This window comes from Pseudarthrobacter sp. lyk4-40-TYG-27 (assembly GCF_030209295.1).
Lineage (GTDB): Bacteria > Actinomycetota > Actinomycetes > Actinomycetales > Micrococcaceae > Arthrobacter.
Genome location: NZ_JARVSH010000008.1, coordinates 72587 through 85206 on the forward strand (window position 1 = coordinate 72587; position 12620 = coordinate 85206).

The 12620-nt window shown below is 66.7% G+C and carries 10 protein-coding genes and 1 tRNA gene; 4 read left to right on the forward strand and 7 right to left on the reverse strand.

All coding sequences use genetic code 11. The features are described 5' to 3' along the window. The first annotated feature begins 156 nt into the window (after window positions 1-156). Complete coding sequence (locus tag QRM96_RS15920; RefSeq protein ID WP_285320232.1) at window positions 157-3675, forward strand: bifunctional proline dehydrogenase/L-glutamate gamma-semialdehyde dehydrogenase; 3519 nt, start codon at window positions 157-159, stop codon at window positions 3673-3675. 122 nt (window positions 3676-3797) lie between these two features. Here the strand turns inward: QRM96_RS15920 and QRM96_RS15925 are convergent, their stop codons facing one another. Both QRM96_RS15925 and QRM96_RS15930 read right to left on the reverse strand, forming a co-directional pair. Further along, window positions 3798-4112 carry a hypothetical protein gene (locus QRM96_RS15925; protein WP_285320233.1) on the reverse strand — a complete coding sequence of 105 codons (315 nt, stop codon included), beginning with the start codon at window positions 4110-4112 and terminating at the stop codon, window positions 3798-3800. A 165-nt stretch (window positions 4113-4277) separates the two neighbouring features. Continuing rightward, window positions 4278-5132, reverse strand: coding sequence for a LysR substrate-binding domain-containing protein (locus tag QRM96_RS15930; protein ID WP_018760711.1), 855 nt, complete (start codon window positions 5130-5132; stop codon window positions 4278-4280). A 141-nt stretch (window positions 5133-5273) separates the two neighbouring features. Here QRM96_RS15930 and QRM96_RS15935 point away from each other — a divergent pair, with 141 nt between their 5' ends. Then, window positions 5274-6653 carry an MFS transporter gene (locus tag QRM96_RS15935; protein ID WP_285320234.1) on the forward strand — a complete coding sequence of 460 codons (1380 nt, stop codon included), beginning with the start codon at window positions 5274-5276 and terminating at the stop codon, window positions 6651-6653. A gap of 102 nt (window positions 6654-6755) precedes the next feature. Here QRM96_RS15935 and QRM96_RS15940 read toward each other — a convergent pair whose 3' ends face one another. From QRM96_RS15940 to QRM96_RS15950, 3 genes are all read right to left on the reverse strand, one after another. After that, window positions 6756-7925: a N(5)-(carboxyethyl)ornithine synthase gene (locus tag QRM96_RS15940; protein WP_285320235.1), complete on the reverse strand. Its 1170-nt coding sequence runs from the start codon at window positions 7923-7925 to the stop codon at window positions 6756-6758. Continuing rightward, window positions 7922-8062, reverse strand: a complete 141-nt coding sequence (locus tag QRM96_RS15945; RefSeq protein ID WP_018760714.1) for a hypothetical protein — start codon at window positions 8060-8062, stop codon at window positions 7922-7924. Before QRM96_RS15945 ends, QRM96_RS15940 begins: the two co-directional genes overlap by 4 nt. Window positions 8063-8167: 105 nt before the next feature. After that, a tRNA-Gly gene (locus QRM96_RS15950) sits at window positions 8168-8238 on the reverse strand. A gap of 241 nt (window positions 8239-8479) precedes the next feature. On the opposite strand from QRM96_RS15950, the gene QRM96_RS15955 reads away from it, so the two are divergent. Beyond that, window positions 8480-8941 (forward strand): SRPBCC family protein, encoded by a 462-nt coding sequence (locus tag QRM96_RS15955; RefSeq protein ID WP_109045501.1) that lies wholly within the window; start codon window positions 8480-8482, stop codon window positions 8939-8941. Window positions 8942-8974: 33 nt separating this feature from the next. Here the strand turns inward: QRM96_RS15955 and QRM96_RS15960 are convergent, their stop codons facing one another. Continuing rightward, complete coding sequence (locus tag QRM96_RS15960; protein ID WP_285320236.1) at window positions 8975-10684, reverse strand: CAP domain-containing protein; 1710 nt, start codon at window positions 10682-10684, stop codon at window positions 8975-8977. 144 nt (window positions 10685-10828) lie between these two features. Here QRM96_RS15960 and dcd point away from each other — a divergent pair, with 144 nt between their 5' ends. Further along, the gene (dcd, locus tag QRM96_RS15965) at window positions 10829-11404 is read left to right on the forward strand and encodes a dCTP deaminase (RefSeq protein WP_018760717.1); all 576 of its coding nucleotides are present in this window, start codon (window positions 10829-10831) and stop codon (window positions 11402-11404) included. Between the two features lie 34 nt (window positions 11405-11438). On the opposite strand, the gene QRM96_RS15970 is transcribed toward dcd, so the two are convergent. Further along, entirely contained in the window at window positions 11439-12620 is a 1182-nt protein-coding gene (locus QRM96_RS15970) for a cation:proton antiporter (protein WP_018760718.1), read from the reverse strand.

Below are 12620 nucleotides of genomic sequence, written 5' to 3' on the forward strand. Positions count from 1 at the left end.
TTTTGAGTGTCAAAGGTGAGCGGGGGTTGGGGGAGGGGCTAAAAGATTGGTTTTCCTAACCTGTATTGGTTGGAAAAGATCGCTTTATCTTATGTGATTCGAAGCTCATACTGGTGGAAAGACCTCCTCCCAACCCCAGGAAAGAACGGGAAAACCATGACCCACGTTGCAATGGAACCGGCAGCCCCCGTCGCTGCCACGGCGCAGACGGTCGACGTCGACGTCCCCCAGGCGAAGGCACTCGCCGACGAAGCGGTCGCCTTGGTCCGCCGCTGGCTCACCGAAGCGTCGAAGGTTCCGGTCGACGCCTCCGCCCAACAGCTCGCCGGCGTGCTGAAAGACCCCAACGGCCTGGAGTTCACCGTTGGATTCGTGGACGGCGTGGTCCGCCCCGAGGACCTGAACGTCGCCGCCCGCAACCTGGCCGCACTGGCCCCCAAGGTTCCGGCCTTCCTGCCCTGGTACATGCGCCGCGCCGTGGCTCTCGGCGGGACCATGGCCCCCGTCCTGCCCCGGGTTGTCATCCCCGTGGCCCGCAAGGTCCTGCGCGAAATGGTGGGCCACCTGATCGTTGACGCCACCGATGCCAAGCTGGGTCCGGCCATCGCAAAGATCAAGAAGGACGGCATCAAGCTCAACGTCAACCTGCTCGGCGAGGCAGTCCTCGGCGAGCACGAGGCCTCCCGCCGGCTGGAAGGCACGCACACCCTGCTGGCCCGCCCCGACGTCGACTACGTTTCCATCAAGGTCTCCTCCACCGTGGCCCCGCACTCGGCCTGGGCCTTCGAGGAAGCCGTGGAGCACGTCGTCGACAAGCTCACCCCGCTGTTCCGGCGCGCTGCCTCCTTCGCGGGCCCCGGCAGGAAGGCCAAGTTCATCAACCTGGACATGGAGGAGTACAAGGACCTGGATATGACCATCGCGGTCTTCACCAGGATCCTGGACAATCCGGAGTTCAAGGACCTCGAAGCCGGCATCGTGCTCCAGGCCTACCTCCCGGACGCACTGTCCGCCATGATCCGGCTGCAGGACTGGGCCGCCGCGCGCCGCGCCAACGGCGGGGCCGGCATCAAGGTCCGCGTGGTCAAGGGCGCCAACCTCCCCATGGAGCAGGTGGAATCCTCGCTGCACGACTGGCCGCTGGCCACCTGGGGCTCCAAGCAGGACTCCGATACCAGCTACAAGCGGGTCATCAACTATGCGCTGCACCCGGACCGGATCAAGAACATCCGGATCGGCGTGGCCGGCCACAACCTCTTCGACATCGCCTTCGCCTGGCTGCTGGCCAAGCAGCGCGGCATCGCGGATACCGCAGAACAGGGTATCGAATTCGAGATGCTGCTGGGCATGGCGCAGGGCCAGGCCGAAGCCGTCAAAAAGGACGTCGGCTCCCTGCTGCTATACACCCCGGTGGTGCACCCGGCCGAGTTCGACGTCGCCATCGCCTACCTGATCCGCCGCCTCGAAGAGGGCGCCAGCCAGGAAAACTTCATGTCGGCAGTGTTCGAGCTCAGCGAGAACGAGGGACTGTTCGAGCGGGAAAAGCAGCGGTTCCTGTCCTCGCTGGACGCCCTGGACAACACCGTTCCGCTGCCCAACCGCAGGCAGGACCGGAACCAGGCCCCGGAGGCCCTGCCGCACACCGGATTCCGGAACACCCCCGATACCGACCCCGCGCTGCCGGCCAATCGCACCTGGGGCCGGGCCATCCTGGAACGCGTCCCGTCCTCCACCCTGGGCAGCGCCGCTGTTGAGGCCGCCTTCATCAACGGCGAAGCCGCGCTCAACACCGCCATCGAAACCGCCGTGGAAAAGGGCAAAGCCTGGGGCAAGCTTTCCGGCAACGAGCGCGCCGAGATCCTGCACCGCGCCGGCGACATCCTCGAGGCCCGCCGCGCCGATCTCCTCGAGGTGATGGCCAGCGAGACCGGCAAGACGATCGACCAGGGCGATCCCGAGGTCAGCGAGGCCATCGACTTCGCGCACTACTACGCCGAGTCCGCACGCAAGCTGGACACGGTCGACGGCGCCACGTTCGTCCCAGCCAAGCTCACCGTCGTCACGCCGCCGTGGAACTTCCCGGTCGCCATCCCCGCAGGCTCCACGCTTGCGGCGCTCGCCGCCGGGTCCGCCGTCGTGATCAAGCCCGCCAAGCAGGCCGCCCGCAGCGGTGCCGTGATGGTCGAAGCCCTGTGGGAAGCCGGCGTCCCCAAGGACGTCCTGACCATGGTGCAGCTGGGGGAGCGGGAGCTCGGCCGGCAGCTGATCAGCCACCCGGCCGTGGACCGCGTGATCCTCACCGGCGGCTACGAGACCGCCGAACTGTTCCGCTCCTTCCGCAAGGACCTGCCGCTGCTGGCCGAAACCAGCGGCAAGAACGCCATCATCGTCACCCCCAGCGCCGACCTGGACCTGGCAGCCAAGGACGTGGCCTACTCCGCATTCGGCCACGCCGGCCAGAAGTGCTCCGCGGCCTCGCTGGTGATCCTGGTGGGCTCCGTGGCCACGTCCAAGCGGTTCCACAACCAGCTGATCGACGCCGTCACCTCACTCAAGGTGGGCTACCCTCAGGATCCCACCAGCCAGATGGGCCCCATCATCGAGCCCGCCAACGGCAAGCTCCTCAACGCGCTCACCACGCTGGGCGAGGGCGAAAGCTGGGCCGTGGAACCGAAGAAGCTGGATGGCACCGGGCGGCTGTGGAGCCCCGGCGTGCGGTACGGCGTCAAGCGCGGCTCCTACTTCCACCTGACCGAGTTCTTCGGCCCGGTCCTGGGTGTGATGACCGCTGCGACGCTGGAAGAAGCCATCGCCATCCAGAACCAGATCGAGTACGGACTCACGGCGGGCCTGCACTCGCTCAACACGGAGGAACTCGGCATCTGGCTGGACACCATCCAGGCCGGCAACCTCTATGTGAACCGCGGCATCACCGGCGCCATCGTGCAGCGCCAGCCCTTCGGCGGTTGGAAGAAGTCAGCCGTCGGAGCCGGCACCAAGGCGGGCGGCCCGAATTACCTGGCAGGCCTGGGCGACTGGGTTCCTGCCACCAGCACCGCCACTGCCCCGGTGACTCACGGGGGTGTCCGCCGGGTCCTGGACGCAGCCGCACCGGTTCTTGGCGCCGCAGCGCTGGAATCGGTCCAGCGGGCACTGGCGTCCGACGCCGAGGCCTGGGCCGGGGAGTTCGGCACCGCCAAGGACGTTTCGCGCTTGAGCGCGGAACGCAACGTCTTCCGCTACCGGAACCTCCCCGTCACGATCCGCCTGTCCGAAGGTGCTCCGCTGTCGCACCTCGTACGGACCGTGGCGGCCGGCGTGCTGGCGGGCTCCGCGCTCACCGTTTCCACCGCCGTCGAACTTCCGGCCCAGCTGCGTGCCGTGCTCACCGCACAGGATATTGAAGTGACGGTGGAGTCCGACGCCGGCTGGCTGGCTTCGGCAGGACGCCTCGCCTCCGCGGGCAAGCTGTCCGGCGGCCGCATCCGCCTGATCGGCGGCGATGCATCCGCCCTTGCCGAGGCGACCGGCGGACGGCCCGACCTTGCGGTGTACGCCCATCCGGTCACGGAGGCCGGGCGGGTGGAGCTGCTGCCGTTCCTGCACGAGCAGGCCGTCAGCATCACCGCCCACCGGTTCGGAACCCCGAACCACCTCTCCGACGCACTGATCTGAGCCGTTGAGGCTCTGATCCCTGGAAACCCGCGCGCCGCAGCCAGGCGCAAGGAAAGGCCGGGCAGCCACTGAACGGTGGCTGCCCGGCCTTGTCTCTAATGCAGTGTGTCTGGCCGGTTTCTTTAGCCCAAGTACCAGCCGGGCGGCGTCCAGGTCACTGGGACGTTGTGGGCCGAGAATTCCTCGCAGTGGGTGCAGGTGTAGGCCACTTCGCCCAGTGCGGCCACGCTGCCGTCGCGACGGTACGTGGGGGGAATATAGGACTCAAGGTAGACGAATTCGTCGGTCCGGCACTTGTCGCAGGTGGGTTTGCCGACGTATCCGGTATCAACCGAAGCCCGTCCGCTGCCGAGGGTGCTCTGGCGGGTGGAAGGCCGTGCCTCGGCGTACGGGCGTGCGTGCGCGGACTTGAGATGGGTGTTCCTGGCTGTCGTCATTGGCTGCCTGTCCCAAACGCGGCCGGCATGCGGACGCGCGTCTGTGTTAGTGAACGCGGCCTGCTGCTTGACCTTGGTAATAGAGCATAGGGGATGGCACCTCCCCTATCAATGGACACGGTCCCCCTAATCCCGCCAAATGCTGGAATTCGGGCTGCCACGGGGTTAAGTTTGGCGGTTAATGGTCCGGCCAACGATCGATTGGGTGAGGGCGTCAATTACCTCTGAGTTTGCCAGCGGATTGCGGATCAAGGTGAAGTCCACATCTCCCACCGCGGGCAGGTCGAAGCGCCGGGTGATGATCTTCAGGTCATCCGGGACCAGTGACGTGGGCATGACGGCAACGCCGATGCCCGCCCGGACGGCCGCGAGCACCCCGCTGATCTGGCGGGTGGTGCAGGTGATCCGCCAAGTCCGGCCGTGGGCTTCCAAGGCATCGATGGCAAGTTTCCGGCTGAGGCTGGGGGACGGGTAGGCGATCAACGGCACGGGCGTTCCGGGTTCCAGTGACGTTTGTTCAAGGCCCACCCACGAGAACGAATCATGCTGGACCACCGTGCCGTCCTTCGCCCCGGCCACCCACTTCACGAAAACCAGGTCCAGTTGGCCGGCGTTGAGTTTTCGGTAGAGCTGGTCACTTTGGCCCACCGTGAGTTCCAGGTTGATCTGCGGATAGATCTGCCGGAATTCGCGCAGGATCCGCGGCAGCCCGGTGATGGCGAGATCATCCGCCGTGCCGAACCGCAGCCGCCCGCGCATTGCGGACCCGGAAAAGTAGCGTGCGGCTGCATCGTGGGCCGCGAGGATATTCCGGGCAAATCCGGCCATGGCGTCGCCGTTGTCGGTGAGCCGCACGTCCCTGGTGTCCCTGGCGATCAAGCTGCGCTTGGCGGCCGTTTCAAGCTTGCGGATGTGCTGGCTGATGGTGGGCTGCGCCAGCCCCAGGCGTTCGGCGGCCTTGGTGAAGCTCAGGGTATCGGCCACCGCAAGGAAGGATCGCAGTTGGGCTGGTTCAAACATCTCGGGACTCCCGCGGCATTCACAGTCGGCGTGTATTGCGTTTTGCAATACGAGTTATAGGGACCATACCGCTCCATAATTGGCTCCGCCAGCCTAGCGTTAAAGACATCCCAGACCGCCCGCAATTTTGAGGACACACCTGTGGCACCCCCACCGCCTTCGTCGGCCTCCGTCACCCAGCCAGTTATCGACGCGGCGGGCTCAGCGCCGCCGGATAACCAGACCCAGCCGCTCGCCGTCGTCCCTGAAAAGCTGCCTTGGCGGCACACCTTCATCTCGCTGAAAGTGCCCAACTTCCGGATCTTCGCCATGGGCCACTTCATCGCCGTCATCGCCATCTGGATGCAGCGCATCGCCCAGGACTGGCTGGTGCTGCAGCTCTCGGGATCCGTGACGGCCGTGGGGTTCACGGTGGCCCTGCAGTTCATGCCGTCCCTGGTGCTTGGCCCCTGGGGCGGGATGATCGCGGACAGGTTCGCCAAACGGAAGATCCTGATCCTGTGCCAGAGCATGGCCGCCGTCCTTGCGGCGGCGCTGGCCGTCCTGGCCCTGACCGGCGTGATCATGGTGTGGCACGTCTACGTCATCGCGTTTGTCCTGGGCCTGGTGACCGTCCTTGACCAGCCCGCCCGCCAGGTGTTCGTCAACGAGCTCGTGGGCCCCAAGTACTTGCGGAACGCCATCAGCGTCAACTCCACCACCTTCCAGCTGGGCGGCCTGATCGGGCCGGCCATCGCGGGGCTGCTCCTGACGGCGGTGGGGGCCGGCTGGGCGTTCGCGGCGAACGCGCTGGCCTGCTGCTCCACGGTGACCATGCTCCTGCTCCTGCGCAAGGACCAGCTTTTCGTCAGCGCCCCGACGCCCAAAAGCAAGGGCATGCTCCGGGAGGGGCTGCGCTACGCCCTGAGCAAGCCCACCATTTACTGGCCATGGCTCATGGCCGGGTTCATCGCGGTGTTCGCCATGAGCCTGCCGGTGCTGCTTGCCGCGTTCGCGGACCACGTCTACCAGGTAGGGGCCGGCGGGTATGGCCTCCTCAACGCCCTGGTGGCACTCGGGGCACTGTTCGGCGCCGTGGCGTCCACCCGGCGTCGGCAGCTGCGCCTGCGGTCCGTGGTGTTCTGCGCCGGGATGTACGGACTGATGCTCTGCCTGGCTGCCCTTGCCCCGTCCATGGTGTGGTTCGGCGCGGTCATGGTCCTGTCCGGGTTCTGGTGCCTGATGTTCCTCACCGGGTCCAACCAGCTGGTGCAGGTCAGTTCCAACATGGCCATCCGCGGCCGGGTCATGAGCCTGTACATCATGGTGCTGATCGGCGGCCAGGCGCTGGGCGGGCCCATGCTGGGCTGGATCGCCGAGCATGTGAACCCGCACGCCGCGCTGCTGGTGTCCGGTGGCGTACCCGCGCTGGCCGCGTTGTCGGTGGGGTCCGTGCTGGCCCGCAAGGGCGGCCTGCAGCTCCGGATGGACCTGAAGGGGCGCCGCCCGTTGCGGATCGTAAGCCGGCACGCCGGCGCCTAAAACCCCTGCGCCCCAAAAACCCCGGCGCCTAATCGGGGCCGCAGGCGCTACTGGGGCAACCGGGGTCGGCGCCGTGCCCGGTTGCCCTTCGGGGGGAGCTGCCTAGAGGGCTGCCAGCTGCAACGCCGGGTGCGGGTACTCCGCGGCGCGTTCCTGGAATTGCAGCACAGCCTCGTTTCGAATGACGCCGTCGCGGATCTCGATGGCCCGCGCTATGGTGTCGTTCGCGTCCCACGCTGCCGGTCCGCCCATGACTGTTTCGAGGAACGGTTGAAGCGCCTGGCTGATCTCCCAGCTTGAGGAGTTCCAGAGGTAGGACGGGCTGTGGTCCACCGCGTAGTAGTTGATGTGGTCGCCGACCGTGATCATCGGGGCCGCAAACGTGGTGGACTTGGCCCAGCTGAAGCCCATGCCGTCATCGCAGGAAACATCAACGATAAGGCTGCCGGGGCTGAATGCTGCCAGGTCCTCGGTCCGCAGGTACGTGAGCGGGTTGTTCGGGTCCTGCAGCGTGCAGTTGACCACGATGTCGCTCTCGGCGAGGAACGGTGCCAGCGGAACCCTGCCCCGTTCGGTGATGACCTGGCTCAGGAAGGGAGCCTCGTCGTCGTGGTCGAACTGCACGATGTTCACTGAATGGATTGGGGCGCCCACCGCTGCTACGCCGCGGTTGGTCAGCACCTGGACGTCGTGGATGCCGTGCGCGTTCAGCGCCGTCACCGCCCCGCGCGCCGTGGCGCCGAAGCCAATCACGACGGCGCTCAGCCGGCGCCCGTAGTCCCCGGTGGAACCCATCAGCGCAAGGGCGTGCAGGACCGAGCAGTAGCCGGCCAGCTCATTGTTCTTGTGGAACACGTGCAGGCCGAACCCGCCGTCGCTGGCCCAGTGGTTCATCGCCTCAAACGCGATGAGGGTCAGTTTCTTGTCAATCGCCAGCTGGGTGATGGCGCGGTCCTGGACGCAGTGCGGCCACCCCCAGAGGACCTGTCCGTCCCGCATCTCCGCCAGGTCTTCCGGCTGCGGTTTGGGCAGGAGGACGACGTCGGCCGCGGCCAGCAGTTCTTCCCGGGCCGCCATGCGTCCCACCAGCGTGGAAAGGTGGCTGTCCGGGACGCCGAAGCGCTCGCCGTAGCCCTGCTCCAGGATGATGCGCTGCCGCAGTGCGGGGGCGATCCGTTCGACGTGCAGGGGGTGGATGGGTACGCGGCGCTCGTCCGGTTTTCGCGTGGAGGCCAGGACGCCCAGGCTCAGCCGGGGTTCGTGGCCGCTCACTTCTTTTTTGCGGCCTTGGTGGACGTGATGTCCAGGGAGCTGGCCGGCGCTGCGGCGGCCTTCTTGTCTGCGCGCTTTTCCTTGATGGACTTGCCGGACTTTTTTGATGCCGATTGACGCGGGGACTTGTCAGCCATGATTGCTCCTGTAGCGGAACCGAAAGGGTTCCTGACTACCGACCCTACACCCCTGCACCTAATGGGCACCGGGGTGGCTGCAACATGCGGGGAGGGAGGTTTCAGAGCGGCTGACGGGAATCGAACCCGCGTATCAAGCTTGGGAAGCTAGCGCTCTACCATTGAGCTACAGCCGCAGTGCCCCCATTCGCGCGGGGCAGAACTTAGCTTAGCGCAGATCGAGGGGCTCCCCGCCAACCCGGCAAGCGGGGCGTTGCGTGTCCTCCAAAACCGCGGCGTCATCCAGTAACTCTTCAATAACGTCGGCCCTGCCGGCTAGGTCCGGCGGACGGGCGCTGGCTAACCTGATCCGGGTAGCGGCCACGTTGGGGGAGGCGGCTACTGCGGCAGCCGACGTCAACCACAGGAAATATCTTCATGGCAAGCGCAGAAAACGAGGTCCTCATTGAGCGTGACGCCATGGCCGTCTACCAGTACCTCCTTGACGCCACCAACCTCCCCTCCTGGCGGCACGACGTCCGCAGTGTCAAGCTCGTGCAGGGTCCGGCCGACAGCAAGGGCGCCGTTTACCGCAAGATGGTGGCCGGCCGTTCCGGGCTAAGCATTCCGGCGGAGCTGGAAATCACCAATATCCGGCCCGGGGCTGAAATCGAGTTCCACATCGTTTCCGGGCCCGCCACCCGTTGGGGCGGGTACTACCTCAGCACCGAAGGCTCCGGCACCCGCGTCAGGTTCGCCGTGGAGGCCAAACGCGAAGGCCGGTTCAGCATCTTCAACCGGTTGGGGCTCCTGGACGGGATGCTGCAGCGCCGCGTCAGCTCCGACGTCGGCCAGCTCGATCGGCTGAAGGACGTCCTGGAACTCCAGCCCGCCCTCTAAACCCTGCGGGGCCGGCGGCCCCACCTCCCGGGACTACTGCGCCAGCCGCTGGCCGGTCCAGGGCCCGGCAATGTTCGACGGCGACGCGAGGCTTCCGGAGCCCAGGTCCCAGTACTGCACGGTGTCGTTTGCCCGGCGCAGTGCCACCCCCCGGGAGTTCAGCGCGGTGACGTTGCGCAGCGCGCGGATCCCGGTGACGTCCGTCCATCCCGTGGCTACGGTGGGCCGTGCCTCAGCGCGAAGCGTGGTGGTACCCCACCCGCGGTACAGCGTGGCAGTGCCGTCGGCCTTGAGCGCCAGGATGTCCTGGAAGCCGTCACCGTCGTAGTCCACCATGGCCAGCCGGGAGGCGGTGATGCCGGTGGCAATGGTGACGCGGTCGGCAATGTCGCCGGTGCCCTTGTTCGGGTAGAGGAACAGGTTTCCGGAGCCGTCGAGGGCGAGGATCTGGGGCATCCTGTTGTTGGCGCACCAGCCTCCCACCGCCAGGGTCAAGGTGTTCCAGCCGCCGGTGCCGAGCGTGATGGGCGCCTGGAAGCCGCCGGTGGCGATACCCCGGTAGAGGGCCAGGTTGCCCGTGGTCCACTGGACCAGGATGTCGTAGGTGCCGTCGCGGTCCCAGTCCGTCACGAAGACTTCCTTGGCGCCGGCGAACCCTGAGCCGATCACTTTCGCTGCGGCGTAGGTACGGGGGCCGGTGGCTGCCCGGTTCAACAGTTGCCCCGCGGAGTCGACCGACACGAGGTCAGCCGGGCCGGTGATGGCGGCGGCGGAAAGGTTCAGGGTGGGCGGCATGTGCCGTACCGGGGCATCGCAGAGGCTTGGCGGGGGTGCAGGGAAGGGCCCGCCGGAGCCGGCGCCGCCCGGGGAATCGAGGGTGCCGGCGGGCAGCGTGGTGTACCCGAAGAAGTTCACCACTCCCCAGATCTGGTAGGTGGAGTTGGTGTAGGAGATGCCGGCTCCCATGACGTTGAACCTGGGATCCAGGAGCATGGCGTTGTGCCCGGGGGAGCCCTTCCACCATTCCACGAGCTGGGCGGCGTCGCGGTCCGTGCGGATGGCGATGATCTCACCGGCCCCGTTGTTGGGGCTCATCGCGCGGGGGTCTGTCCAGAAGGAGGCCCGGTGTTCCACCACCTCCCGGGTGGCGATGTTGTCCGACCATTCCTGGGACAGGCCGGCCACGGTGGGGTGGTATTTCACCTTGTTCAGGCCGTTGGCCATCCGGTACTCATTGATCTTGGTGAAGACCGTGAGGATGGCGGCGGCGTTGCTGTCCGGGACCAGCGCCTCGGTGGAGGGCAGCGCGGTGGCCGATTCGGGTGCGGCCAGCTGGGCCGGGGCGGCGAGTTCGTGGTCGGGCGCCCAGAGCGGAGGGATGGACGGCACGTCGGATGTCGTCGCTGCGGAGGTGGCGGGGAGCGCCCCGGTGGACGGCGCGGTGGACGGCGTGGACGGGGAGGATGCCGCAGCCGTTGATGACGTGGCGGGCGCGGACGCAGCGGCGGGCGGGGTGGAGGCGGGCAGCGGTGAAGCGGCCCGGATGTCCGGGTCCACGGCCGGCGTGAGGTTTCCGACGCCTGTGTTCGCCGCAGCGGACCGGCCGGCGTCGCGCACCAAGGGAGCCGCGAGGGTGATGCTCGCCGTGCCCGAAGCCTGGCCAAACGGCGGCGCAGGAGGAGCAGTGGCGGACGATGAGACCAGCGCCAACGCGCAGAGCACGCCAATAAAAGACGGTGCCACCAATTTATTCACAACATCCCCAGCTCTGTCATGCCTACCCGGGAGACCATTCCGGCGGCTTTCATTCGCAACATTAGCCCCACGGGGCCACAGCAACAACGGGAAAGTGCGGGTGTGGATAACCGATACGGTAATTTGGGAGCCGTGCTGATCTCTGACCGCGACATTCGTGCCGAAATTGATTCCCAGCGGATCGTGCTGGAACCTTACGACCCCGCGATGGTCCAGCCATCGTCCGTGGATGTGCGGATCGACAAATTCTTCAGGTTGTTCGACAACCACAAGTACGCGCACATCGACCCAGCGCTGGAGCAGCCCGAACTGACGCGGCTGGTGGAAGTGGAGCAGGACGAAGCGTTCATCCTCCACCCAGGGGAGTTCGTCCTGGGGTCCACGTACGAAACCGTCACCCTGCCCGATGACATCGCCGCCCGCCTGGAAGGCAAGTCATCCTTGGGCCGGCTTGGCCTCCTGACGCACTCCACTGCAGGCTTCATCGATCCTGGTTTCTCCGGGCACGTCACGCTGGAGCTGTCCAACATGGCCACCCTGCCGATTAAGCTCTGGCCCGGCATGAAGATCGGCCAGCTCTGCTTTTTCCGGCTCAGCTCCGCCGCGGAGTTCCCCTACGGCCAAGGGGAGTACGGCAACCGGTACCAGGGCCAGCGCGGTCCCACGGCCAGCCGCAGCCACCTGAACTTCCACCGCACCAGCATCTAGCTCCGGCAGCGCTGGATTCGGCGGCGCGGCAGCCCTAAACCCGCGGCGCGATTACGGGCCGCCGGATGGCAGCCTTTGCAAGGGGTTCCACGTAGCGCGCCGCCAACGGGCCCAGCACCGCCATGAGCAGCACATAGGCCGTGGCCAGCGCCGCCAGCTGGTGCGGAACCGCCCCGGACGCGACCGCCAGCCCCGCGATCACGATGGAGAATTCGCCGCGTGCGATGAGCGCGGCGCCGGCGCGGAAGCGGCCCGGCCGGGCGATTCCGGCGCGTTTCGCCGCCCAGATACCGGTCAGCATCTTGGTGCCCGCCGTGACCGCCGCCAACACCAGGGCCCAGCCCAAAACCGGGGGGATGGACGTGGGATCCGTGTTCAGCCCGAACGCCACGAAGAAGATAGCGGCGAAGAGGTCGCGCAGCGGCTCGAGGATGCGGGTGGCGCTGTGTGCCGTGGCGCCGGAGATGGCGATGCCCAGCATGAAGGCGCCCACCGCAGCGGACACCTGCATGGCCGACGCCGCGCCGGCCACCAGCAACGCGGCACCCAGGACGTTGAGCAGGAAGACCTCGGAGTTCTCGCTGTGGACGGCTTTGGAGACGTGGTGCCCGTGCCGCAGCGCCACCATCAGGACCAGGCTCACCACCGCCAGGGCGATTCCCACCGTGGTGAGGCCGCCCAGGAAACTCACACCTGCGAGCGTGGCAGTGAGGATGGGCAGGTACACGGCCATGGCGAGGTCCTCGAAGACCAGAATGGACAGCACTACCGGTGTTTCACGGTTTCCCAGCCGGCCCAGGTCCGTAATGACCTTGGCAGCAATGCCGGACGACGAAATATACGTGACCCCGCCCATGACCATGGCACCGACGCCGCCCCAGCCCAGGACCAGCGCCAGGCCTGCGCCGGGAATAAAGTTCAGGACCAGGTCCAGGACGCCGGCCTGCCATGAACGGCGCAGCCCGGTGAAAAGCTCGGCAGCCGTATATTCCAATCCGAGCATAAGCAGGAGGAGGATGACGCCAATTTCGCCGGAAAGGTGCGCAAACTCGTGCATTCCCTCCAGCTTGACGATGCCGCCTGCCCCGAACGCGAGTCCGCCCAGCAGGTAGAACGGGATGGGGGACATTCCAATCCGGCCGGCCAGCCTGGCCAGCAGGCCGAGGCAGAACACAACGGCCCCCAGCTCAATGAGGGTCTGGGCCAACGGGTCCAT